Origin of the sequence: Kitasatospora sp. NPDC004745 (genome assembly GCF_042873275.1) — a bacterium.
Classification (GTDB): domain Bacteria; phylum Actinomycetota; class Actinomycetes; order Streptomycetales; family Streptomycetaceae; genus Kitasatospora.
In genome coordinates this window covers 373,400-397,284 of the sequence record NZ_JBIALK010000006.1, presented here as the reverse complement: position 1 = coordinate 397,284, position 23,885 = coordinate 373,400, and the positions used below count along the sequence as shown (strand labels likewise).

At 72.4% G+C, this 23,885-nt stretch carries 22 protein-coding genes; 12 read left to right on the top strand and 10 right to left on the bottom strand.

Annotation, left to right across the window (positions count from 1 at the left end; genetic code table 11):
- The 6 genes from ACFYUY_RS14820 to ACFYUY_RS14795 all read left to right on the top strand — a co-directional run.
- The coding region (locus ACFYUY_RS14820) for an ABC transporter ATP-binding protein (RefSeq protein WP_363365747.1) at window positions 1-642 on the top strand (642 nt) is incomplete at its 5' end.
- Window positions 629-1,618: an ABC transporter permease gene (locus ACFYUY_RS14815; RefSeq protein WP_387900754.1), complete on the top strand. Its 990-nt coding sequence runs from the start codon at window positions 629-631 to the stop codon at window positions 1,616-1,618. The genes ACFYUY_RS14820 and ACFYUY_RS14815, both read left to right, overlap by 14 nt.
- A gap of 406 nt (window positions 1,619-2,024) precedes the next feature.
- Complete coding sequence (locus tag ACFYUY_RS14810) at window positions 2,025-2,351, top strand: TcmI family type II polyketide cyclase (RefSeq protein WP_360223258.1); 327 nt, start codon at window positions 2,025-2,027, stop codon at window positions 2,349-2,351.
- Entirely contained in the window at window positions 2,348-3,622 is a 1,275-nt protein-coding gene (locus ACFYUY_RS14805; RefSeq protein WP_360223255.1) for a beta-ketoacyl-[acyl-carrier-protein] synthase family protein, read from the top strand. The genes ACFYUY_RS14810 and ACFYUY_RS14805 overlap by 4 nt, the downstream gene beginning before the upstream one ends.
- Window positions 3,619-4,839, top strand: a complete 1,221-nt coding sequence (locus ACFYUY_RS14800) for a ketosynthase chain-length factor (protein WP_360223252.1) — start codon at window positions 3,619-3,621, stop codon at window positions 4,837-4,839. Before ACFYUY_RS14805 ends, ACFYUY_RS14800 begins: the two co-directional genes overlap by 4 nt.
- A gap of 21 nt (window positions 4,840-4,860) precedes the next feature.
- Window positions 4,861-6,639, top strand: coding sequence for an ABC transporter ATP-binding protein (locus ACFYUY_RS14795; protein ID WP_387900751.1), 1,779 nt, complete (start codon window positions 4,861-4,863; stop codon window positions 6,637-6,639).
- Between the two features lie 432 nt (window positions 6,640-7,071).
- Here ACFYUY_RS14795 and ACFYUY_RS14790 read toward each other — a convergent pair whose 3' ends face one another.
- The 3 genes from ACFYUY_RS14790 to ACFYUY_RS14780 form a co-directional block, all read right to left on the bottom strand.
- Window positions 7,072-7,473 carry a GNAT family N-acetyltransferase gene (locus ACFYUY_RS14790; RefSeq protein ID WP_360217303.1) on the bottom strand — a complete coding sequence of 134 codons (402 nt, stop codon included), beginning with the start codon at window positions 7,471-7,473 and terminating at the stop codon, window positions 7,072-7,074.
- Window positions 7,457-8,728, bottom strand: coding sequence for an adenylosuccinate lyase (gene purB, locus ACFYUY_RS14785; RefSeq protein WP_387900750.1), 1,272 nt, complete (start codon window positions 8,726-8,728; stop codon window positions 7,457-7,459). Before purB ends, ACFYUY_RS14790 begins: the two co-directional genes overlap by 17 nt.
- Before the next feature lie 68 nt (window positions 8,729-8,796).
- Window positions 8,797-9,057, bottom strand: coding sequence for a hypothetical protein (locus tag ACFYUY_RS14780; protein WP_360217309.1), 261 nt, complete (start codon window positions 9,055-9,057; stop codon window positions 8,797-8,799).
- 275 nt (window positions 9,058-9,332) lie between these two features.
- On the opposite strand from ACFYUY_RS14780, the gene ACFYUY_RS14775 reads away from it, so the two are divergent.
- Window positions 9,333-10,508 carry a nucleotide disphospho-sugar-binding domain-containing protein gene (locus tag ACFYUY_RS14775; RefSeq protein WP_360217312.1) on the top strand — a complete coding sequence of 392 codons (1,176 nt, stop codon included), beginning with the start codon at window positions 9,333-9,335 and terminating at the stop codon, window positions 10,506-10,508.
- Between the two features lie 396 nt (window positions 10,509-10,904).
- Here ACFYUY_RS14775 and ACFYUY_RS14770 read toward each other — a convergent pair whose 3' ends face one another.
- The gene (locus tag ACFYUY_RS14770) at window positions 10,905-11,981 is read right to left on the bottom strand and encodes a nucleotide disphospho-sugar-binding domain-containing protein (protein WP_360217315.1); all 1,077 of its coding nucleotides are present in this window, start codon (window positions 11,979-11,981) and stop codon (window positions 10,905-10,907) included.
- Between the two features lie 56 nt (window positions 11,982-12,037).
- The gene (gene rfbA, locus ACFYUY_RS14765) at window positions 12,038-12,907 is read right to left on the bottom strand and encodes a glucose-1-phosphate thymidylyltransferase RfbA (RefSeq protein ID WP_360217317.1); all 870 of its coding nucleotides are present in this window, start codon (window positions 12,905-12,907) and stop codon (window positions 12,038-12,040) included.
- 196 nt (window positions 12,908-13,103) lie between these two features.
- Between rfbA and ACFYUY_RS14760 the strand changes: the two genes are divergently transcribed.
- The gene (locus ACFYUY_RS14760) at window positions 13,104-14,132 is read left to right on the top strand and encodes a Gfo/Idh/MocA family oxidoreductase (protein ID WP_360217320.1); all 1,029 of its coding nucleotides are present in this window, start codon (window positions 13,104-13,106) and stop codon (window positions 14,130-14,132) included.
- 186 nt (window positions 14,133-14,318) lie between these two features.
- On the opposite strand, the gene ACFYUY_RS14755 is transcribed toward ACFYUY_RS14760, so the two are convergent.
- From ACFYUY_RS14755 to ACFYUY_RS14745, 3 genes are read right to left on the bottom strand one after another with little or no spacing between them, the layout of a single operon-like run.
- Window positions 14,319-14,930, bottom strand: a complete 612-nt coding sequence (locus tag ACFYUY_RS14755) for a dTDP-4-dehydrorhamnose 3,5-epimerase family protein (protein ID WP_360217323.1) — start codon at window positions 14,928-14,930, stop codon at window positions 14,319-14,321.
- Window positions 14,931-14,949: 19 nt separating this feature from the next.
- On the bottom strand, window positions 14,950-15,612 hold the full coding sequence (locus tag ACFYUY_RS14750; RefSeq protein ID WP_387900747.1) for a sulfotransferase family protein: 663 nt from the start codon (window positions 15,610-15,612) through the stop codon (window positions 14,950-14,952).
- A 17-nt stretch (window positions 15,613-15,629) separates the two neighbouring features.
- Complete coding sequence (locus ACFYUY_RS14745) at window positions 15,630-16,076, bottom strand: carboxymuconolactone decarboxylase family protein (protein WP_360217329.1); 447 nt, start codon at window positions 16,074-16,076, stop codon at window positions 15,630-15,632.
- A gap of 265 nt (window positions 16,077-16,341) precedes the next feature.
- Between ACFYUY_RS14745 and ACFYUY_RS14740 the strand changes: the two genes are divergently transcribed.
- The 4 genes from ACFYUY_RS14740 to ACFYUY_RS14725 all read left to right on the top strand — a co-directional run bounded on the left by ACFYUY_RS14740 (window position 16,342) and on the right by ACFYUY_RS14725 (window position 21,462).
- A complete protein-coding gene (locus ACFYUY_RS14740) occupies window positions 16,342-17,655 on the top strand; it encodes an amidase (protein ID WP_387900745.1) in 1,314 nt (437 codons plus the stop codon).
- A 2-nt stretch (window positions 17,656-17,657) separates the two neighbouring features.
- On the top strand, window positions 17,658-19,160 hold the full coding sequence (locus tag ACFYUY_RS14735; RefSeq protein ID WP_360217335.1) for a glutamine synthetase family protein: 1,503 nt from the start codon (window positions 17,658-17,660) through the stop codon (window positions 19,158-19,160).
- Between the two features lie 89 nt (window positions 19,161-19,249).
- The gene (locus ACFYUY_RS14730) at window positions 19,250-19,585 is read left to right on the top strand and encodes a 4Fe-4S dicluster-binding protein (RefSeq protein WP_360217338.1); all 336 of its coding nucleotides are present in this window, start codon (window positions 19,250-19,252) and stop codon (window positions 19,583-19,585) included.
- Window positions 19,582-21,462 (top strand): hypothetical protein, encoded by a 1,881-nt coding sequence (locus tag ACFYUY_RS14725; RefSeq protein WP_360217341.1) that lies wholly within the window; start codon window positions 19,582-19,584, stop codon window positions 21,460-21,462. Before ACFYUY_RS14730 ends, ACFYUY_RS14725 begins: the two co-directional genes overlap by 4 nt.
- A gap of 69 nt (window positions 21,463-21,531) precedes the next feature.
- Here the strand turns inward: ACFYUY_RS14725 and ACFYUY_RS14720 are convergent, their stop codons facing one another.
- Both ACFYUY_RS14720 and ACFYUY_RS14715 read right to left on the bottom strand, forming a co-directional pair.
- A complete protein-coding gene (locus ACFYUY_RS14720; protein WP_360217343.1) occupies window positions 21,532-22,275 on the bottom strand; it encodes an antibiotic biosynthesis monooxygenase in 744 nt (247 codons plus the stop codon).
- A 92-nt stretch (window positions 22,276-22,367) separates the two neighbouring features.
- A complete protein-coding gene (locus ACFYUY_RS14715) occupies window positions 22,368-23,882 on the bottom strand; it encodes an FAD-dependent monooxygenase (protein WP_387900742.1) in 1,515 nt (504 codons plus the stop codon).
- Between the last annotated feature and the right edge of the window lie 3 nt (window positions 23,883-23,885).

Genomic DNA, 23,885 nt, shown 5'->3' with positions numbered 1-23,885 from the left:
GTCACCCTGCTCGGCGCCTCCGGCTGCGGCAAGTCCACCCTGCTCAACCTGGTGGCCGGCCTCGACCGGCCCACCGCGGGCAGCATCGAGGTGCCCGGCGGCCGCCCCGCCCTGATGTTCCAGGACCACGCGCTGTTCCCCTGGCTCACCGCCGGACGCAACATCGAACTCGCCCTCAAGCTCGCCGGCGTCCCGCGCGCCGAACGCCGCGCCGAGGCCGAACGCCTGCTGGAACTCGTCCGCCTCGACGGCTCCCACCACAAGCGGGTGCACGAGCTGTCCGGCGGCATGCGCCAGCGCGTCGCGATGGCCCGCGCCCTCGCCCAGGGCGGCGAGGTGCTGCTGATGGACGAGCCCTTCGCCGCGCTCGACGCCATCACCCGGGACCTGCTGCACGAGGAGCTCATCCGGATCTGGACCGAACGGCGGCTCACCGTCCTGTTCGTCACCCACAACGTGCGCGAGGCGGTGCGGATCGGTCAGCGCGTCGTGCTGCTCTCCTCCCGCCCGGGCCGGGTCGCCCGCGAGTGGCGGATCGACCTGCCGCAACCCCGCCGGATCGAGTCCGCCGGGGTGTCCGACCTGTCCATCGAGATCACCGAACACCTACGTGGGGAGATCCGCCGCCATGGCCAGCACTGACATCCTCCCCGACGCCCTCCCCGGCCGGCTCCCCCGGCCGGGCGGACCCGCCGGGGGAGCCGGCCGCGCCGGCGGCACCTCCGCACCCGCCGTACCCGCCGTACCGGGCGACCCGGCCACCGACGCCGCCGGCGTCGTGGCCGGCTTCGACGCGCTGGAGACCGCCCCGGCGCAGCGCACCCCGATCGGCCGCCGGCTGCGTCAGCGGGTGCTGCCGCCGCTGCTCGGGGTCGCCCTGGTCCTCGGCCTCTGGCAGCTCGCCTACGGCCTGCACCTGACCACCCCGGACAAGCTGCCCAGCCCGGCCGACGTCTGGCACGCGCTCACCGACCTCTGGGACCGGGGCACGCTCTTCTCGATCATCTGGACCAGCGTCTGGCGCGGCGTCTCCGGCTTCCTGACGGCCGTGCTGATCGGCACGCCGATCGGTCTGCTCGTCGCGCAGGTCAGGCCGCTGCGGGCCGCCGTCGGCCCGGTGCTGTCCGGCCTCCAGTCGCTGCCCTCGGTCGCCTGGGTGCCCGCGGCCGTCATCTGGCTCGGCATCAACAACTCGGCCATGTACGCGGTGATCCTGCTCGGTGCGGTGCCCTCGATCACCAACGGCCTGATCGCCGGGGTCGACCAGGTGCCGCCGCTGCTGCTGCGCGCCGGCCGCACGCTCGGCGCGACCGGCGCCCGCGGCGCCCGGCACGTGCTGCTGCCGGCCGCGCTGCCCGGCTACCTGGCCGGCCTCAAGCAGGGCTGGGCCTTCTCCTGGCGCTCGCTGATGGCCGCCGAGCTCATCGCCTCCTCCCCCGACCTCGGCCTGGGCCTGGGCCGGTACCTGGAGAACCAGCGCGAGTTCTCCGACATGGCGGGCGTGCTGCTGGGCATCGTCCTGATCCTCGTCGTCGGCGTCGCCATCGACCTGCTGGTCTTCACCCCGCTGGAGCGCCGGGTGCTGCGCAACCGCGGGCTGCTGGCCGCTTCACACTGACACCTCACCATCCCCCCCGGCCACACCGGAAAGGGCGGTTCCGCCACGGAACCGCCCTTTTCCCGTCCCATCGCGCTCTCCAGTGGAATTCGACGCCCTCCCGACCCCCCCTTGAGGGGCTTCACCCATCGTGGCGATGGGCGATATTCCCCGATGATTGGAGATTGACATGGGCGCGAGACCCAGGTCCGTCCTGCGATCCCTATGGAAGAACTTCGCCGAGGGCCTGATGTGGATGGGGCGGGCGGCGACCGGAGTGTGTCCCCCCTACGAATGGCGGGACCTCAGAATCCCACCTGCCGACCAGCCCTGTCTGCCCCCCTTGTCGGATGAGGAGCTCGCCCGGTGGGCGGCGCTGGTCAAGGATCTGCGGTAGTCCCGGTAAACCCCCTGAGGAGGCGGTCAAATGCACAGCAATCTAATAGTGGCCAAGATGGACCCTCGTTCGAGCGCTGAGGTGGCTCGGCTTTTCAGCGCCTTCGACGAGACCGAGATGCCGCATCGCATGGGGACTCGGCGACGTCAGCTCTTCATGTACAACGGGCTGTACTTCCATCTCCAGGACTTCGAGGACGACAACGGCGGCCGGCTCATCGAGCAGGCGAAGGGCGACCCGCGCTTCGTCCGCATCAGCGACGACCTCAAGCCGTTCATCCAGGCCTACGACCCGTCGACCTGGCGCTCCCCCGCGGACGCCATGGCCCAGCGGTTCTACACCTGGGAGTCCGAATGACGGGCCGGCGGGTGGTCATCACCGGCGTCGGGGTGGTGGCACCGGGGGGAATCGGCGCGAAGAACTTCTGGAGCCTGCTCAGCGAGGGCCGCACGGCGACCAGGGGGATCACCTTCTTCGACCCGGCGCCGTTCCGCTCGCGCGTCGCGGCCGAGGTCGACTTCGACCCGTGGGAGCACGGGCTCGGCCCGCAGGAGATCCGGCGCACCGACCGCGCCGCGCAGTTCGCCCTGGTCACCGCCCGCGAGGCGCTCGCGGACAGCGGCCTGGACCTGCCCGGCCTCGCGCCGCACCGGGTCGGCGTGGCGGTCGGCAGCGCCGTGGGCGCCACCATGGGCCTCGACGAGGAGTACCGGGTGGTCAGCGACGGCGGCCGGCTCGGCCTGGTCGACCACGAGTACGCCGTCCCGCACCTCTACAACTACTTCGTCCCGAGCTCCTTCGCCGCCGAGGTCGCCTGGGCGGTCGGCGCCGAGGGCCCCTCGACCGTGGTCTCCACCGGCTGTACCTCCGGCATCGACTCGGTCGGCTACGCGGCCGAACTGATCCGCGACGGCTCGGTCGACGTGATGATCACCGGTGCCAGCGACGCGCCGATCTCGCCGATCACCGTGGCGTGCTTCGACGCGATCAAGGCCACCACCCCGCGCAACGACGACCCCGAGCACGCCTCCCGGCCGTTCGACCTCACCCGCAACGGCTTCGTCCTGGGCGAGGGCGCGGCGATGTTCGTCCTGGAGGAGCTGGAGTCGGCACGCCGGCGCGGCGCCCACGTGTACGCCGAGATCGCCGGCTACGCCAGCCGCTGCAACGCCTTCCACATGACCGGACTGCGCCCCGACGGCCGCGAGATGGCCGAGGCCATCCGGGTCGCGCTGGACGAGGCCCGGCTGAACCCCGAGGCCGTCGACTACATCAACGCGCACGGCTCGGGCACCAAGCAGAACGACCGTCACGAGACCAGCGCCTTCAAGCGCAGCCTCGGCGACCACGCCCGCCGTACCCCCGTGAGCTCGATCAAGTCGATGGTCGGCCACTCGCTCGGCGCGATCGGCTCGATCGAGATCGCCGCATCCGTCCTGGCCATGGAGAACCACGTGGTGCCCCCGACAGCGAACCTGCACAAGCCGGATCCCGAGTGCGACCTCGACTACGTGCCGCTGACCGCGCGCGACTGGCACACCGACACGGTGCTGACGGTCGGCAGCGGATTCGGCGGCTTCCAGAGCGCGATGGTCCTCGCCCGACCGGACAGGGGCACCGCGGCATGAGCACCCAGGTCGTGGTGACCGGCATCGGCGTCGTCTCCCCGAACGGCTTCGGCGTGGACGACTACTGGGACGCCACCCGCGCGTCCCGGAGCGGCATCGGCCGCATCAAGCGCTTCGACCCCGAGCAGTACCCGTCGAAGCTCGCCGGCGAGGTGGACGGCTTCACCGTGCAGGAACACCTGCCGAGCCGGCTCATCCCGCAGACCGACCGGATGACCCAGCTCGCCCTCGTCGGCGCCGAGCACGCCCTGGCCGACGCCGGGGTGTGCACGGATGCGGCCGACGAGTACGGCATGGGCGTGATGACCGCCAGCAGCTCCGGCGGCTTCGAGTTCGGCCAGGACCAGCTCCAGAACCTGTGGAGCCAGGGCAGCCAGTACGTCAGCGCCTACCAGTCCTTCGCCTGGTTCTACGCGGTGAACACCGGCCAGATCTCCATCCGGCACGGCATGCGCGGCCCCAGCGGCGTGGTCGTCAGCGACCAGGCCGGCGGCCTCGACGCCCTCGCCCACGCACGCCGGCTGATCCGCAAGGGCAGCGACCTGATCCTCTCCGGCGGCGTCGACGCCGCCATCTGCCCGTGGGGCTGGGCGGCCCAGCTCACCACCGGGAGGATGACCACCGAGGAGCGCCCCGACCGGGCCTACCTCCCCTTCGACGCCGACGCCACCGGGCACGTGGTCGGTGAGGGCGGCGCCCTGCTGATCCTGGAGGACGCCGAGGCCGCCCGCCGGCGCGGCGCGACCCGGGTGTACGGCGAGATCAGCGGCTACGGGGCGACCTTCGACCCGGGCCCGGACAGCGGCCGGGAGCCGACCCTGCGCAAGGCGATCGAGATCGCGCTCGACGACGCGGGCCTGTCGCCGGGCGACGTCGACGTCGTCTTCGCCGACGCGGCCGCCACCCCGGAGCTCGACCGGATCGAGGCCGCGGCGATCACCGGGCTCTTCGGGCCCCGGGCGGTCCCCGTCACCGCGCCCAAGACGATGACCGGCCGGCTCGGGTCGGGCGCCGCCCCGCTGGACGTCGCCACCGCCCTGCTGGCCATGCGCGACGGGGTGATCCCGCCGACCGCGAACGTCACCCCCTCCCCCGACTACGACCTCGATCTGGTCACCGAGCCGCGGCACGCGCCCGTGACCACGGCACTCGTCCTGGCCCGGGGCCACGGCGGCTTCAACTCCGCCCTCGTCCTGCGTTCCGTCGACTGGAACTGACCACAAGAGAAGGAGACCAGGGTGAGCACCACCGGGTCGTCCACCGCTCAGCCTCCCGTCCAGAAGAGACGCATCCTCAGGCTGTTCCGCCCGTACCGGAAGAACCTGTTACTCGTCTCGTCCCTGGTCGCGGGCTCGTCCCTGGTCTCCCTCGTGAACCCCTTCCTGATCCGCGAGATCATGGACGTGGCGTTGCCGCAGGGCAGAACCGGGCTGCTGTCGCTCCTCGCCTTCGGCATGATCTTCGTCTCGATCGCCACCAGCACGTTCAACGTCTGGCAGACCCACGTGTCCGCCAAGGTCGGCCAGTTGGTCATGCACGACCTGCGGACCTCCGTGTACTCCCACCTCCAGCGCATGTCGCTGGCCTTCTTCACCCGGACCCGCACCGGCGAGGTGCAGTCCCGCATCGCCAACGACATCGGCGGGATGCAGGTCACCGTGACCACCACCGCCACCGCGCTGGTGTCGGACCTGACGATCGTCATCGCCACCACCACCGCGATGGTCCTGCTCGACTGGCGGCTGACGCTGGCCTCGCTGGTCATGCTCCCGGGGTTCGTCTGGGTCAGCCGCCACGTCGGCGACGAGCGCCGCGTCATCTCCCGGGAGCGGCAGCACCAGCTCTCCGAACTCTCCTCGATCGTGCAGGAGTCGCTCTCGGTCAGCGGGATCATGCTCGGCCACACCATGGGCCGGTCACGGTCGCTGAGCGACAACTTCGCCCAGCAGTCCCGCAAGCTCACCGGCATCGAGGTGCGCGCCAGCACGGCCGGCCTCTGGTACCAGTCCACCATCTGGATCGTGATGGCCTCCATGCCCGCGGTGATCTACTGGGTGGCGGGGCTGACCTCGCACGGCGGCCGGATGGCCATCTCCCTCGGCGCCCTGGTCGCCTTCACCACCCTGCAGCAGAGCCTGTTCCGCCCGGCCCAGCGGCTGCTCACCATCGGGCTGGACATCCAGAGCTCGCTCGAGCTGTTCGGGCGGATCTTCGAGTACCTCGACCTGCCGGTCGACGTCGCCGAGCCGGAGCGGCCCGTCGAGCCGGCGGTGCTGCGGGGCGAGGTCCGCCTGCGGGGGGTGGGCTTCTCCTACGCGGGGGCGGAGCGGCCGACGCTGGACGGCGTCGACGTGACCGTCCCGGCCGGGCGCAGCCTCGCCATCGTCGGGGAGACCGGCTCGGGCAAGACCACCCTCAGCTACCTCATCCCGCGCCTGTACGACGCGACCACCGGCACCGTCACGATCGACGGCGTCGACGTGCGCGACCTGTCCTTCGGGACGCTCTCGGCCGCGGTCGGCGTGGTCTCCCAGGAGACCTACCTGTTCCACGCCACCGTCGCCGACAACCTCCGCTTCGCCAAGCCCGCCGCGACCGACGAGGAGCTCGTCGCGGCGGCGAAGGTCGCCCACATCCACGACTACCTGATGTCCCTGCCGGACGGCTACGACACGGTCGTCGGCGAGCGCGGGTACCGCTTCTCCGGCGGGGAGAAGCAACGCCTGGCGATCGCCCGGGCCATCCTGCGCAACCCGCCCATCCTGGTGCTCGACGAGGCCACCAGCGCGCTCGACACCCAGACCGAGCAGGCCGTCCAGGAGGCCATCGACGCGGCGAGCGCCGGCCGGACCACCATCACGGTCGCCCACCGGCTGTCGACCATCCGCGACGCCGACGAGATCGTCGTGCTGGAGCGCGGCCGGGTCGCCGAGCGCGGCACCCACGAGGAACTGCTCGCCCTCGGCGGCCACTACGCGGCGCTCGTCAACCGCGACACCGAGATGGCGGTCGCCTGAGCCGGCGCCGCGAGGGCGCGGCCCGCACCGAGACGACGGGACGGCGCCACCGGGAGGGTTCCCGGTGGCGCCGTCCCGTCGTCCCGCCCTGGCGCCGTCCCGTCACGGCGCCCGTCCCTCGTCCCGTGTCGGTGCCCCCGGCCCGGCCGCCGGGTGGGGGGCCACCGCCGCGCCGTGGGACCGCGGGGGCGGTGCGGCACCCGTCGAGAAGCGACCCGTCGTCCGTCGCCCGGCCGCCGGCCGGACCGTCCCCGCCGCAGTAGCGGCCGCGGGCGAGCCGTCCGCTCCGGCACGAGCACGGCCGCGGGCGAGCCGTCCGCTCCGGCACGGTCGCCCCCGGCGCCCACCCCCGCGGCCCACCCCGCCCCCGGGAACCACGAGTGCCCCGCGCCGGTGGCCGGCGCGGGGCACTGCGGGCGGACCCTCACGGACTCAGGGGTTCAGCACCCAGGCGGAGTGGTGGGCGGTGAAGCCGATGTGCGGGTAGTACTCCGTCGCGGCGGGGGCCGACAGCAGGACGATCTTGGCCTGCGGCGCCTCCTTGCGGGTCGCCTCGATCAGCTCCCGGCCGATGCCGGACCGCTGGTGGCTGCGGACGACGGCGATGTCGGACAGGTAGGTCACGTAGGCGAAGTCCGAGACGCTGCGCGCGATGCCCACGAGCTCGCCGTCGACGCGGCAGGTGACGACCAGGTTCGCGTTGCGCACCATGGCCGCCATCCGCTCGGTCTCGTCGACCGGCCGGCGCTCGCCGAGGCCGGACTCCCGGTAGACCCGCAGAACCTCCTCGAGGTCGAGGTCGGGACCGCTCTCCCGCTCAATGCTCCAGCTCACGAAGGCTCTCCAGTCGCTTGTAGATGACGTCATGGTGGACCAGGAAGCGCTCCGGTCCCAGGTGGTCCGTGGCGACCCCCTCGGCCCTGAGCCGGCCGAGGAAGTCCTCCCCGTTCGCGGCGTCCTGGATCATCCGGTAGGTCCGCTCCCGCTCGCTCCCGCCCTCCAGCAGGTCGGCGAGCACCGCCGAGCTGTACACCAGCCCGTTGGTCCGGTCGATCGCGTCGCGCATCCGGCCGGGGAAGACCTGCAGGCCCCGCACCAGGTCGGCCGCCGAGGTCACCTGGTAGTGCGCGACGGTCATGGCGTCCGGCAGGACGACCCGTTCCACGGAGGAGTGGGACAGGTCCCGCTCGTGCCAGAGCGCCACGTTCTCCAGCATCGTCCCGGCGTACCCGCGCAGCAGCCGGGCCAGCCCGGTGAGGCGCTCGCCGGTCGTCGGGTTGCGCTTGTGCGGCATGGCGCTGGACCCCTGGTACGCGACGGTCCGGGGCTCCTCCACCTCGCGGACCTCGCTGCGGGACAGCAGCCGCACCTCGACGGCGATCTGCTCGACGCAGGCGCCGAGCGTGGCGATCGCCGCGACGAGCTGGGCGTGCCGGTCGCGGGCCACGACCTGGCTCGGCGCCGGTTCCACGCCGAGGCCGAGGGCCGCGCACACGTGCTCCTCGACGAAGGGGTCGATCAGCGCGTACGTCCCGACGGAGCCGGAGATCGTGCCGACCGCGACCTGCTCGCGCGCCTGCCTCAGCCGCCCGACCGAGCGGTCGACCGCGAAGGCGAAGCCGGCCAGCTTGTGGCCGAAGGTCGTGGGCTCGGCGTGCATGCCGTGGGTGCGCCCGATGCACGGGGTGTCCCAGTGCTCGACCGCCCTCTCCACCAGCACCCCGCGCAGGCGGGCCGTGGCGCCGATCAGGACGTCGCAGGCCCGGGCCAGGGTGGACCCTAGCGCGGTGTCCACCAGGTCGTAGCTGGTCATGCCGTGGTGGACCCAGCGGGCCGAGTCGTCCGGCAGGTCCTCGCAGAACGCGGCGAGGAAGGAGAGGATCTCGTGGTCCCGCTCGCGTTCGAGCTCCGCGACGCGCGCCGCCGACGGCACCCGCGCCCGCCGGATGTCCGCCAGCGCGCCCTCGGGCACCCGCCCGAGCAGTGCCTGCGCCTCGGAGGCCAGGACCTCCACCTCGGCCCAGGTGGTGTACCGGGCCTGGTCCGACCAGAGCTCCGCCATCTCGGGCAGTGAATAACGGGGTATCAAGACCGACGTACCTCCTCGGGGATGGCCACCGGGCCCCGCGGACGCGAAGGCACGGCGCAGCGGCTTGCTCAGGCGGCCTTGCGGACGATCTCCACGGCCTTGCCGTCCAGGAGGGTCTGCACGGCGTCCTCGCCGGCGATGTCCATCTCCATGTCGTGCAGGCGGCCCAGGACGAACTGGATGACCTTCTCGGTCTGCGTCTCCTCGGTGCCCTCCCAGACGAGGTCCGGGAAAACGGTCAGGTAGACCTTGTCGTTGCCCTGCGAGTAGATGTTCACTTCCATGATGTCGCGCAGCGCCATGCGAGCGTTGTAGATCAGGCTGTTCATGGGTGCCACCGTCTTTCGGTATCGGATTTCCTGCGGCTTCGTCGCCACACGCGGTGACCCCATGGTGGTGGGCCGCCGACGGTGCTGACTTCTTCGATGTTGCCATCGTCGACCCCGTGAAAACGAGGCCCGCGTTCATCCCGTTCAACTGCGCGAAATCCGCAATCGAACACCGCCGCCAATTGCCGGTGATTGACAGAAAAAGCCGCCACTGGGGAACATCGATGCAGCCCATAAATGCGTCAGGCCGTCTCACAAAAAGCATCCGGAGTGCCATGAAAATCCTGTTCATCACCACAGGCAGCCAGGCCACCTACTACGCCGCCGCCCCGCTGGCGACGGCCGCGCGCAACGCGGGCCACCAGGTCATCCTGGCCGCCCACGAGCCGTGGGTGGAGACCGCGGAGGCCATCGGCCTGCCCACGTTCTGCTTCACCGTCGACCCGATCCGGCACTTCATGCGGATCACCAACCCGGGCCGGGGCCTGCGCTTCCCCCGCGAGCTCGGCGACCAGGAGATGATCGGTCAGGGCCGCGGCTTCGCCCGGATGGGTCTGGCCGGCGTGGAGTCCCTCCTGGAGCTGGCGAAGGACTGGACCCCCGACGTGGTGGTCGGCAGCTCGCAGAGCTACGCGGCGATGCTGCTCGCCGCCCACCTCAAGGTCCCGTACGTCCGTCAGGTCGAGTACCTGGGCATCCCGCTCACCGGCATCGACCCCGGCGCCGAGGAGGAGCTCCGCCCCGAGCTGGAGCGCCTGGGCGTGGACGGGCTGCTCAAGCCCGACCTGCTGCTCGACTCGACCCCGCCGTCGCTGCGCCCGTCCCACGACCCCGCCGCCCAGTCCGTGCGCTGGATCCCGAGCAACCCGCAGCGCCGGCTCGAGCGGTGGATGTACACCAAGCCCGAGGGCCGTCGTCGCGTGCTCGTCACCTCGGGCTTCCGCAGCCTGATGTTCCGCGACCCGGGCTGGTCCATGCCGCTGCTGGTCAGCGAGCTGGACAAGCTGGGCGCGGAGGTCCTGATCGCGGCCTCCCCCGGTGCCGCCGAGCGCTTCGGCTCGCAGCTGGGCGACGCCCGCGTCGGCTGGATCCCGGTCGACGTCGCCGCCGCCACCTGTGACCTGGCGGTCCACCACGGTGGCGCCACCACCGCCACGACCCTGATGGCGAACGGCGTGCCGCAGCTGATCATCCCGGAGAACCCGCCGGAGTTCCCGCCGAACTACCACCGGGAGGCCATCGCCAAGGCCATCAGCGACTTCGGCGCCGCCAAGACGCTGTGGCCGCAGGAGCAGGAGCCCGACAAGGAGCCGGGCGCCGTGATCGCCGCGGCCTGCAAGGAGCTGCTGGAGACGCCCAGCTACACCGAGCGGACCCAGTTCCTCGCCAAGGAGATCGCGTCCCTGCCGACCCCCGGCGAGATCGTGCCCAAGCTGGAGGCGCTCGTCTGACCCACCCGGCGGGTTCGCCCCCGGTGACCCGGATCGCCCCGAGACCACGGAGCCCCCTCCGTCGGCCTCGGGGCGATCCGCGTTTTCCCGGCCCGCGCGCCGACGGCGGACGACCGCCGGTGGCGGGCCGCCGCGGCGGCCTTCCGCGGCCCCGCGGGGCGGGCCAGCGCCACGGACGGAGGCCCCGGGGCGTAGCGCGGCGCCCCTGCCCGGCCGCCCGGCGCCCGGCCGCCGCCCGTCCGCCGGCCCGCCGGCCCGTCAGCCCGTCAGCCCGTCAGCCCGTCAGCCCGTCAGCCCGTCAGCCCGTCAGCCCGTCAGCCCGTCAGCCCGTCCGGGCAAACGGAATGCCGGCCGGTGAGGCTACCGGCCGGCATGGCGACGATCTGGTGCACGGGATCAGGGGGCGACGAGGGCCTCCAGCTCCCGCAGCACCTCGGACGGGGTCGGCAGCGACGCGCTCTCCTTCGCGAGCAGCCGGGTCCGCTCGGCGAAGCGCGGGTCCGAGAGGATCTCCCGGCAGCCGGCGGCGATCACCTCGTCGGGGGTCCGGCCCGGTTCCGGCCGGTGCTTGTCGACGATCAGGGCGGCGCCGAAGTCGCGGACGGCCTCCGCGACGGCCTTGCCGTAGCCGTTGTCGGGGATGATCAGCTGCGGCACGCCCGCGTTGATCAGCGTCATGGCGGTGGTCGCGCCGCCGTGGTGGACCGCCAGGTCGCAGGTGGGGGCGACCACGTCCAGCGGGATCCAGCCGATCCGGACGTCGCCGAGCTCCGCGCCGAACTGCTCGGCGGCCTCGGGCAGTGCCGCGATCAGCACCTCGGCCCCGGCCGCGGTGAGCCCGTCGACCAGCCCCCGCAGCGAGCTCCCGGCGGCGTCGAGCACGAGGTTGCGGGTCCCGGCGGTGATCAGCACCCGCTTCCGGCCCTCGGGCCGGGTGTACATCCAGGGCTCGACCCGGCGCTGGCTGACCCGGGGCACCCAGCGCATCGACCGGGCTTCGGGGGCGCCGGCCGGGCGGACGGAGGGCGGGCAGAGGTCGATGAAGAGGTCGGGGGCCGGGAGCTCGGACAGGCCGAGGCGCTCCAGCTCCGGCTGCAGCTCCTCCACCGCCTTGCGGTCGCGGCGCGCCATCGGGGCGATGTGCCAGATGTGCCGGACGTAGGGGACCTTCAGCTTGGCGGCGAGCGCCCGCGGGACGTGGGAGAGGCCGCCGACCACGAGGTCGGGGGTCCAGGCCCCGGTCAGTTCCAGCAGGGCGTCGATGCGGGCGGTGGCGGTCATGGCCTCCTGGCCGTACCGCATGCGCTCGGGGGTGATGCAGACGGCGGGCAGGCCGACCGAGGCCGCGGCGGCCATCAGCGGCTCGTCGGCGGCCACCAGGATCTCGTGGCCGGCGTTCCGGGCGGCCGCGGCGAGCGGGGCGACGCCGAAGACGGCCGCCTGGCTGCCCCCGACGGTGAACAGGATTTTCACGGCGATCGAACCTCTTTCGGTGGGAGGGGAATTCGGTGTTCCGGGACCCCGCTCGGTCAGCCGGCCTGCGCCATTTCCATGATGTATTGGCCGTAGGACGATTTCGCGAGGCGGCTGCCGAGCCGGAAACAGGTCTCCTGGTCGATGTAGCCCATGCGCCAGGCGATCTCCTCGAGGCAGGCGATGCGCACGCCCTGACGGTGTTCCAGGACCTGCACGTAGTCCCCGGCCTCCATCAGCGCGTCGTGGGTCCCGGTGTCGAGCCAGACGAATCCGCGGCCCAGCGGGATGAGCGTGGCCTCGCCGCGCTCCAGGTAGACCCGGTTGAGGTCGGTGATCTCCAGCTCCCCGCGCTCGGACGGCCGGAGTTGCCGCGCGATGTCGACGACCTGGTTGTCGTAGAGGTAGAGCCCGGTGATCGCCATGTTGGTCTGCGGCTTCTCGGGCTTCTCCTCGATCGCGACGAGCCGGCCGCGCTCGTCGACGGTGCCGACGCCGTAGCGCTCCGGGTCGCGCACGGGGTAGCCGAAGAGGACGCAGCCCTCCAGGTCCTGCGCGGCCCGCTGGAGCATGGGCCCGAACTCGTAGCCGTGGAAGATGTTGTCGCCCAGCACGAGGGCCACCGAGTCGTCGCCGATGTGCTCCTCGGACACCAGGAAGGCGTCGGCGAGCCCCCGGGGCTTGTCCTGCTCGGCGTAGGTGAGGGTGATGCCGAGCCAGGAGCCGTCGCCCAGCAGCCGGCGGAACATCTCCTGGTCCTCGGGGGTGGTGATGATCTCGATCTCGGTGATCCCCGCCAGCATGAGGGCCGACAGCGGGTAGTAAATCATCGGCTTGTCGTAAACCGGGAGCATTTGCTTGGAGACACCGAGCGTGATCGGATGGAGCCTCGTACCATTGCCGCCGGCCAGGATGATGCCCTTCACCGTGCCGCCTCCTCAGTGGATTCGTGCCAATTAGGCGAATGACCGCACTTTATATCGGGGGAAGTGGCGACCGAAAGAGACCTTGCGACCCGGGGCCGCGTTTATCCGCGGGTGTTGACGGACAAAGCGGCGGCTACCTACGCTGACCTCATCCCGATTCAGGCACGTGAATTCCTCTTGTCGCTTAGGTGGACCTGTGAAAATCGAAGATCTGTCACCCGTTCACGAATCCGAGCGGGGCCCCGGCATCGGCATCATCGGGTGCGCCGACATCGCCGTCCGGAGGGCCCTGCCGGCGATCCGGCAGTCACCGTTCCACCTGGTGGCGGTGGCCAGCCGCTCCCAGGAGAAGGCCAAGAGCGTCGCGGCCCCGTTCGACTGCGAGGCCGTGGCCGGCTACGACCGGCTCCTCGAGACGCCCGGCGTCGACGCCGTCTACATCCCGCTGCCGAACAGCCAGCACGCGGAGTGGGCGCACCGGGCGCTGAGCGCGGGGAAGCACGTCCTGATCGAGAAGCCCGCGGTGCCCAGCGAGGAGACCGCCCGGTCCCTCGTGGCGCTCGCCGAGGAGCGCGGACTGCTCATCATGGAGAACTTCGCGTTCCTGCGGCACCCCCAGCACGAGCTGGCGCGCTCCCTGCTCGCCGAGGGTGCCATCGGCCGGCTCCGGGCCTTCAACGGCGCGTTCGGCATCCCCCCGACCGACCCGAACGGGATCAAGTACCAGGCCGACCTCGGTGGCGGGGCGCTCTGGGAGGTCGGCTGTTACCCCGTCCGCGCGGCCCAGGAGTACCTCGGGGACTCCGCGCGGGTCCTGGGCGCCGGGCTGGAGTTCGACGGCGGCCTGGGCGTGGACGTCTCCGGGGTGGCGCTGCTGCGCGGCGACGACGGCGTCACCGCGAACTGCTCCTTCGGCCTGTCGCACAGCTACCGGTCGACCTACGACCTCTGGGGCAGCGAGGGCCGGCTCGTGCTGGAGTGGGCCTTCACCCCCTCCCGGGACGCCCGCCCCGTCCTGCGGCTCCAGCAGCGGGACCGCGAGACCCTGATCACCGCCCCCGCCTCGGACCAGTTCCTCGGCGTCTTCACCGCCTTCCACGACGCCGTCCGCGACCCGGCGGCGCGGCCGGCCCACCACCACGAGCTGGTGCGGCAGGCCGCCCTGATGGCCCGGATCCGCGAGCACGCCCTGGGCCAGGAGGGCCCGGTCGGCGGGACCGGGTGAGGCGGTCACGGGAAAGGGAAAGGGAACGGCAGCCGGAGTCCGCGGACTCCGGCTGCCGTTCCCTTTGGCGTCGTGCTGGCGTCGTGCGCCTGCCCGTCCCGCGGTCGTGCGGATGCTCGTGGTGCGGGCGCGTCCCGGTCGGTGGCCGTCCGGCCGGCGGGGTGCTCCGGCGTTCCGGCACGGCCGCTAGCGGCCGCCGTTCACCAGCGCGGGGAAGGGCCGGGGGAGGCACTCCTCGTAGGTGGGCAGCAGGCCGGCCGCCGCCGCCTCGGCCAGGGTGGGCGCCGCGGCGTCCTTGTCCGAGCGGATCGGCTCCTCCTTCAGGTCCCAGGGCAGGCCCAGGGCCGGATCGAGCGCGTCGACGTCGATCATGGTGCCGTGCACGTACTCCTGCGAGCAGAGGTAGCTCATGCAGGTGTCGTCGCTCAGGGCCAGGAAGGCGTGACCGATCCCGTCGGGCAGGTACACCGCCGTCCCCGTCTCCGGGCTCTGGTACGTGACGTCGTAGTGGCCGAACGTCGGCGACCCCACCCTCAGGTCGACGGCGATGTCGAGCGCGCTGCCGCGCACGCAGGTGACGAACTTCGCCTGGCCGGGCGGGACCTTGGTGCCGTGGATGCCCCGGAGGGTGTTCCGCCTCGACACCGAGTAGTTGACCTGGCGGACCGCGAACTCCCAGCCGCTGGCGGCCAGCAGGGCGCTGGTCTTCACCGACTCGAAGAAGTACCCGCGGCGGTCGCTCAGGGTCTCCGGCTCGACGCGGTACGCGCCGGGGACCGTCATTTCCGTGATCAGCACCGAATGCTCCCTCGCTGGCTCAACCGGTCGGGGCCGGACCGGCGCCGGCCGCCTGGGCGATCCGCTGCCGCATGGCCGCGGAGTCGTTGGCGTGTGGGAAGTCCTCCTCGGGGACCTCGACGCCGAGGAAGGCGCAGAGCGGCTCCCACCCCTGCTTGACGTCGTACACGAGGACGTTGTCCGCGCCGAGGGCCCGCACGACCTCCTCGTTGTGCCGGTGGTACGCCTCGATGGCGTGGTCCTTGTCGGTGAACCGGCCGCCGAAGATGCCGTCCCAGACCATCGTGCTGGTGACGCGGAGCAGCCGGTCCTGGTGGGAGCCGGGCTCCGGCGGGTTCTCCGCGCTGCGCAGGACGAACTGGAAGAGGGTGTCGTGGGTGCTGCGGTACCAGCCCTCGGCGTCGCGCACCGTGAGGATCACCTTGGCCTCCGGGAAGGCCTCGCTGATCTGCCGGTAGTAGACGGCGCAGGGGCCGTCCACGGCGGAGGTGCGGCCCTCGAAGAGCGCCGCCCAGTCGGCTTCGGCACCGTCGCAGACGACCTTCTCCCACTCCTTGAGCCGGGTCTCGTCGCCGACGATGTCGAACATGTGAAAGCAGGGGCCGAGACCGAGCCGGTCCAGGGCCACCTGCAGGGACGTGGTGCCGGTCCTGCCCAGGCCGGCGTTGATGAGCTTCAACACGGTGGTCGGGCTCCTTCTCAGCGCCAGACGGCGGGTTCCTGGTTGGTGGCGACGTTGACGCGGTTCCAGAAGTTCACCAGGCCGATGTGCATGACCAGCGCGCCGAGCTGCTCGTCGGTGTAGTACTGCGAGGAGTCCTCCCAGACCGCGTCCGAGGCCATGTCCTGCGGGTCGGTCATCAGGGTGACCGCCTCGGCCATCTCCAGCGCGGAGCGCTCGGCTCCGGTGAAGCAGGACTCCTCGCGCCAGGTGGCGACCTGCGGCAGACGCTCGTCCTTCGGCCCGTCCTTGCCCGGCTCGTCGGTGAGCAGGTAGACCCGGCCGTTGATCTCGCTGACGCGCAGCCGGATGAGGTCGAGGGTCGACTGCGGCACTCCGACCTTGCCGATGACCTCGGTCAGGTCGAGCAGGGGCTGCAGGGTGCCGGGAACGACCAGAGAAGGGTTGTCCATCCGTGGGGTCATCGGGTCTTCTCCTGAGTGATAAGTGCGCCTGAATTACCTTCCGAAACATGCTGCTAGGAGCCCGCCGCATTCGCAAGAAATCCCGTTCAACTGAGGAATGCACGCAGATGCAACACCGGCAATCGGCAAGTTGCGGGAAATTCGGCCGATGTCCTGTAGTGGACTCGTGTCAGTCCCCACCACAACGACGAGGCAGTCGATCTGCCGCAGCATTCCCGAAACCCGGAAATTCCTCCTCGAAGGTCATTCCACGGTCGCCGGGCACGTGCTGGACGTGCTCGGCGCGATCCGCGCCACGGACCCCTCCCTCGGCGCGTACGTCGAGGTCGCGCAGGCCCGCGCGCTGCGCGAGGCCGAGGCGGCCGACCGTCTGCTGGCCGCCCTCGGCCCGGCCGCCTTCCGCGACCGGCCGCTGCTCGGCGTCACGGTATCGGTGAAGGACCTCATCCAGACAGAGGGCCTCCCCACCAGGCGCGGCTCGCTGCTGCCCAACCGGCGGCCCGCCGCCGACGCCCCGTCCGTGGCCCGGCTGCGGGCCGCGGGCGCCATCGTCGTGGGGAAGACGACGACGTCGGAGTACGGCTGGAGCGCGAGCACCGTGTGCCGGGTCTCCTCCCCCACCCGCAACCCCTGGGCGCTCGGCCGGACGGCCGGCGGCTCCAGCGGCGGCTCGGCGGCCGCGGTGGCGGCGGGCCTGTGCACCGCCTCGCTCGGCACCGACGGTGCCGGGTCGGTGCGCATCCCCGCGGCGTTCTGCGGCGTGGTCGGCTTCAAGCCCTCCTACGGCCGGATCCCCTACGTGCCGCCCTGCCCCGAACGGCTCTCGCACGTCGGGCCGTTGGCGCGGACGGTGGCGGACGCCGCGGCGCTGACGGCGGTGCTCGGCGGCGCCGACCCGCGCGACCCCGACTCGGGGACGACGCCGCTCGTGGCCGCGGCGGAGCCCGCCGGGCTGCGCATCGGCTGGATCGAGTTCCCGGGGACGTCCGGGCCGGTCCGCGACGTCACCGAGGGCGTCCTGCCGGTGCTGGCCGCGCTGGGGCACCGGGTCGACCGGATCGAGGTGCCGTTCCCCGATCCGTACCGCGCCCTGGTGGACATCCTGGCCGCCGCCGACGCCCACGGCACCGCGCCGGAGGACGACCCGGGGTGCGACCCGGGCCGGCTCGCGATCGTGCGCTACGGCCGCTCCCTGGGCGCCGCCGCGGTGGCCCGCGCCGAGGAGACCAGGCTCGCCCTGCGGGCCCGGCTGGCCTCGGTGATGGAGTCCCACGACCTGCTGGCGATGGCGACCGTCCCGATCGAGGCGTTCGCCGCCGAGGCGATCGCCCCGCCGTGGGCGGCCGACCCCGAGGACCTGCGCTGGCTGTCGTGGGCCCCCGCGGCCTACCCGTTCAACCTGACCGGCCAGCCCGCGCTGTCGCTGCCGGTCGGCCTCACCCCGGCCGGGCTCCCGGTCGGGCTCCAGCTCGTGGGCCGGGTCGGTGCCGACGGCCTGGTGCTCTCGACCGCCGAACTCGTCGAGACGGCGCTCGGCCTCACCCTCACTCCCCCCGGCATCACAACGAAAGGAAGATGATCATGGTTTCCAGGTCATGGTCCCTGCACGGCGGCGACGAGAGCGTGGGGCGCCCCTCGTTCGTCGCCGAGTTCGGGCTCTGGGACGAACGGCAGGCCGCCGCCGCCGAGCAGGTCGAGCTCCAGCTGGACGAGGTCGACCTCGTCCGGGTCGTGTTCTGCGACCCGCACGGGCTCGCCCGCTCCAAGACCGTGCCCGCCGGCGTGTTCCGCTCGGTGCTGCGCAACGGCATGGACTTCAGCGCCGGGCCGTTCCTCTTCGACACCGGCCACGCCGTCGCCGTCGACTTCCTCGCCGACGCCGGCGTCGGGGTCGGCGAACTGCGCGGCGCCGGCGACTTCGTGCTCGTCCCGGACCCGCGCACCTTCCAGGTGCTGCCGCGGACCGAGCCGCGGACCGCCTGGGTGCTCGGCGACGAGTACCTGCGCGACGGCACACCGCACCCGCTCTCCGCCCGCAACGTGCTGCGCCGGGTCTGCGCCGACTACGCCCGGCACGAGCTGTCCCCGGTCATCGGCCTCGAGGTCGAGTGGTACCTCACCCGGCTGACCGGCGGCCCGGTGGGCAACGAGGGCAACGGCTTCGGCCTGCAGGGCCCGGCCCCGCAGGTCGAGGCGGTGAACCCCGGCTACCAGTTCAACCTGGACAGCGCCTACGACTCGGTGGCCCACGTCGCCGACCCGCTGGCCGCGATGCTGATGCGGCTCGGCCTGCCGCTGCGCTCCTTCGAGCACGAGTCCGGCCCCGGGCAGCTGGAGACCACCTTCAACCCGATGCTCGCCCTGGACGCCGCCGACGCCATGCTGCTGTTCCGCACCCAGCTCAAGCAGGAGTGCCGGCGGCGCGGCTACCACGCCTCGTTCATGACGCTGCCCCGCCTGGACAGCTTCGACCCCAGCGGCTGGCACCTCCACCAGTCGGTGACCAGCGCCAAGACCGGCGTCAACCTCTTCGCCGAGGGCGACGGCCTGCAGGACGCCATCTCCGCCGAGGGCCGGGCCTACACCGAGGGCCTGCTGTCGCACGCCCGCGAGTTCTGCCTGCTCTCCGTGCCGACTGTGAACGGATACCGGCGCCTGGCACCGGAGTTCACGCTCGCGCCGACCTCGGTGGACTCGCGGTTCGAGGACCGCAGCGCTATGGTCCGGATACTCAGCGGCGGCAGCTCGACCCACGTCGAGAACCGGATCGGGGAGCCCTGCGCCAACCCCTACCTGGCCATCGCCTCCCAGCTGCACGCGGGCCTCGACGGGCTGCTCGCCGGCGTTCCGGAGCAGCCCGCCGCCCACCGGCCGCTGCCCCGCACCCTGCACGAGGCACTCGAGGCCTTCCGCGCGAGCGACCGCGCCGAACGACTGCTCGGCGCACCGCTCAAGTCCTGCCTGGCGAAGCTCAAGGAGAGCGAGGCCCGCCGGTTCGACACCTGGTGCGCGGCCGAGCTCCCGGAGAGCGCGCCCGGCGGCGTCACCGAATGGGAGCAGCGCGAGTACTTCGGCGCGTTCTGAGCCACCCGCACGGGCGCCCGACCGCCGGGCGCCCGCCGCACGAGCAGTCCCGCACGACCTGACGGGCCACCACTTGTGAGGAGAAGACCATGCCATGGGTGAAGGACACTCCTTCAGTCACCACCACCGCGCGTGAGGAACGGATCGCCCGGCGGTCCCGCGACGAGAACTGGAAGAAGCCGCCGCGCCGCATCGAGACGTCCGAGTGCATCACCTGCGACACCTGCCTGCGCAGCTGCCCGGCCGAGTTCGGCGCGATCTTCGACAACGGGCTCAACGTCCAGATCATCCCCGAACTCTGCTCGGGCTGCCCCAAGTGCGTGATGGTCTGCCCCGTCGACTGCATCTACGTGGACGAGGAGTGGACCGCCACCGAGGACCGGATGTGGGACCACGTCGACCTCACCGCCAGGGGCACTTCATGACCCTGCCCACCGAGCGGGACGACACCCTCACCCGCAGCGCGGCGCTGGCCAAGGCCCGGCAGAGCCGGCGGCCCAGCCGGCTCGGCCGCCCCGCCGGCGCCGGCGGGCCCGACTACCTGACCCCCGAGGACTCCGGCTTCCCGGCGCTGCTCGCGCAGACCTGGCGGCGGGCCGCGGCCGCGCCGGACCTCGCCACCGCCGTGGACACGCTGCTCACCCTCGCCGGGCACGTCCCGGCCGACATCCAGCTGCGGGCGCTGCCCGTCGAGGACGAGGCCGCGCTGAAGGTCCTGGTCGGCCGGTCCTGGCGGGACGACGGCCGGGCCCCCGACCGGCCCGGGGACGCCGCCACCGCGTTCCTCGGCGAGATCGGGCTGGACCGCAGCGGCCGGCTCGCCGTCCGCGTCCCGTCCCGGGGCGCACTGAGCGACACCGCCGACCTGGTCGACGGCGTCCTGCGGGTGCCCTGGACCGCCGAGGACCTCGCCGCCTACCGGACCGAACTGGCCCTGGCCGCCGAGCGCTGGCGGCAGTCCGTCGCCGACGGCCGCCGGTGGCTGGCGGCGGCCGGCCCCGAGGGCCGGCGCGAGCTGCTCGACACCCTGAAGGAGGCGGCGCTGCGGACCGCGCCGTTCGTCCTCTACGTCGGCGAACGCCAGTACACCAACTTCCGCGACCGGAACAACCTGACCGGCAAGACGCTGCGGCCGGGCCACCCCGACTGCACGCTCACCAGCCTGGGGACGGTGCCGCTCGACCTGTGGGCGGACGGCGACGTCCTCCTGGTGGTCTGCCTCACCCTGCTGGTCCGCTCGGCCGGCTACGCCCGGATCGAGGAGGCCAACGGGACCCAGCTGACGCTCGACCACGTGGCCCTGCTGCTGGAGCGGACCCGCACCGCCTACAACGCGGCCGCCGGGGAGCTGCCGCCCGTACCGGCCCCGGACGGGCACGGGGTCGCCGCGCTCGACGCCCTCGCCGGGGCCCTGGCCGCGCGGCGCCGGGAGCTCGTCGGGAGGGTGCAGCTCTACCGGGAGATCTACGGCCCGCTGATGCACAAGATCGAGCGGGTCGCGGGCCCGGTCAAGGACGACGCCCGCCGGCTGGAGGCCGAGCTCTGCGCGCGGCTGCGCGAGCGGCTCCCCGTCGCCGGGGACACCCTCGACGAGCTGACCGCCTCCGTCGCGGCGTCGCCGGACTGGCTGGCCGGACCGCACGGCGCCTTCGGCACCGGGCTGGAGTCCCTGGTGCACGAGAGCGTGCGCGCGGCGACCGCGGTGTTCGACGCCGACTTCGCGATGAGCCGGGGGATGCGCTCGCTCCCCGCACTGATCGCGGCGCTGCGCGCCGAGGAGTACGCCAGGATCGCCGAGTGGGAGATCCCGCACTTCTTCTGCTGCGTCGTCCCGTCGGAGGACTCCCGCCGGCTCTTCGGCGGCTCCGCCGCGCACCTGGCCGACACCGCGTGGGCGATCTCCTCGCGGATGCAGTACAACTCGTGGCACTTCCTGGTCGGCAACCTCCCGAAGGTGCCCGAGATCGCCGCGCGCGACCACTTCGTGCCGCCGGTGATCCCGGACGTCGCGTACTACTCCGACCAGCACCACAACGGCCACGTCGCGGCCCGGGTCCGCTTCACCGTCCGCAGCCCGCAGGCCGTGGAGGTGCTGGGGCGGACGTTCAACGGCTTCATGGACCTGCGGCTGCTGCGCTGCGAGGGCCTGCCCTTCGACGAGCAGGACCTGCTGGCGGCCCACCGGCTCTCCGGGTTCGTCGCGCGGGCGACGAGCCGGGCGGCGGCGCTGGTCGCCGCCGGAGCGCAGGTCGAGGTCTCCTCCTTCGACTCCCGGTGGCACTGGGACTCGATCGCCGGCTGACCGCACGAACCCCGAAGGGGCCCCCGGCTGACTGCCGGGGGCCCCTTCGGGGTTCGTGCGGTGCGGGGGTCAGACCGCCACCGGGTCGCCCGCGGAGCGGGTGTGCACCGGGCGGTAGCCGTTCCAGTCGGCGCTGGTGATCAGCGAACCGCGCTTGGCCCCGAAGCCGCTGCGGGCGGTGGACCAGTCGGCCTCGGCCTGGGTGCGGAAGGCGTCGTAGGCCTCCTTGCCGGCCCACTGGGAGTAGACGACGACGAAGTCGTTGTCGGTGCCGACCGTCGCCAGGGTGCTGTCGCCGCCCTGCAGGTTGCGGGACCGGATGCCGCGCAGCACGGTCCGCGAGCGGTAGCCGGGGACGTCCAGCAGCCAGGAGTGGGCGGTGCTCTCGTGGGCGACCAGGGCGCGCTGGTCGGCCGGGTCCACGCCGAGCACCTCGATGACGGTGTAGTCGTCGCGGTCCGGGGAGACCTCGGTGACGTCACCCAGCGACGGGTGGCGCAGGCTCGACTCCACCTCGTTCTGCATCAGCCGGACGTAGGTGGTGATCTCCCGGAAGACCGGGACGGTGTGGTGCTTGAACTCGCTGTCGTTGTACCGGGACTCCAGGTCGTCCATGCCGCGCCACTGGATGAAGTTCAGGGTGCCCGGGGTGTGCTCGCCGCGGTGCACGGTGCTGGAGATCCAGCCCGGGAAGTCCGCGGTGTCGACGATCTTCGACATCTCCTTGACCAGCGTGTCCACGCGGTCGCGGGAGTCGGTCTTGAACAGGTTGAGGACGGTCAGGTGCCCGTCTTCGGGGTTGATGAACGGCATGCTTCCTCCTTGGTTAGCGTGGACTTGGTCAGCGTGGACGTGGCTGGCGTGGAACGCCCGCGGTGGCGGGGCGTCCGGTCCTGGTGTCCGTCTCAGTGGGTGTCACGGGGGGCGCCGAAGAAGCGGCCCAGGGCGTCGGTCAGGCCGGCCGCGCCGGAGCCGCCGGAGCCGATCCAGGCGATGTAGCCGTCCGGCCGGACGAGCAGCGCCTCGACGTCCGCGAGCGCTCCCTCCGGCCGGGCCGCCGTGGTGACGACCGGGACCCGGTCGGTCCACGGGGCCGCGGCGGCGGCCAGGGCCTCGTCGCCGCGCAGGTCGAGGACGACGCCGCGCCCGCCGTGCAGCAGCCCGAAGACGGTCGGCGCGCCGTCCGGGCCGTCGGGGAGCGGGAACTCCGGCAGCCGCCGGCCGAGCAGCGGGTGATCGCCCTCGGCGGCCCCGTAGGTGATGTCCAGGCCGGTGACCATGCCGACCAGGTGCTTGCGGACGTCCTCGTGGGCCATCAGTTCGGCGAAGACCGCGCGCATCGGCGCCATCTCGGGGCCGCCCAGGTACAGGCTGCGCTGGGAGAGCGTGTTGGCGAGGATGCGGTCCCCGACCGGGTGGCGCTCGGTGTGGTAGGTGTCCAGCAGCCCCTCCGGGGCGTGGCCGTGGATCTCGGCGGCGAGCTTCCAGCCGAGGTTGACGGCGTCGCCGAGGCCCGCGCTGATGCCCTGCGCACCGATCGGCATGTGGATGTGCGCCGCGTCGCCGGCCAGGAAGACCCGGCCCCTGCGGTACTCGGAGGCCTGGCGGGTGGAGTCGGTGAAGTAGCTGAGCCAGCGCGGGGTGCCGCTGCTGATGTCCTCGCCGGTCACCCGCTTGAACGCCTCGGCCACCTCCTGGAAGGTGGGCGGTTCGGTGGTCGGGCGCACGCCCGCGCCGCGCTCGAAGACCACGACCCGGGTGGTGTCCGGGCCGACCGGCAGCACCACGACCATGCCCGCGTCGCCGAGCTCGCCGGTGGGCCGCAGCCGCACCTGGACGTCGGTGACGTCGGCCATCAGCATCTCGATGGTGGCCTCGTGGCCGGGGAAGTCGATGCCGGACAGCTTGCGCACGGCGCTGCGCGCGCCGTCGCAGCCCACCACGTAGCGGGCGCGCAGGGTGCGCGGGCCCTCCGGGGTGTCGGCCCGCACCTCGACGCCCTCGTCCCCGGCGGTCAGGCCGGTGAGCTCCCAGCCGCGGCGGATCCCGGCGCCGAGTCCGGTCGCCCAGGTGTGCAGGATCGACTCGGTGAGCGCCTGCGGCACCCCGCGCACGCCGAAGTTGCCGCCCGGCACGATGGTGTAGTCGAGCGGCATCCCGCCGAAGTGGCCGATCGGGATGACGCCCATGTCGCCGAACCGTTCCAGCAGTCCGCGCTGGCCGAACTCCTCCATGGTCCGGGCCGAGAAGCCGAGTGCGCGGGACTGCCGCATCGGCTCGGTCAGCCGTTCCAGTACGACGGCCTCGACCCCCGCCAGGCGGAGTTCGCCCGCGAGCATGAGACCGGTGGGGCCGGCCCCCACGATGATCACGTCCGTGTCAAAGTCCTGCACTGTCCTCTTCCTGCCTTCCCTGCGCATCCG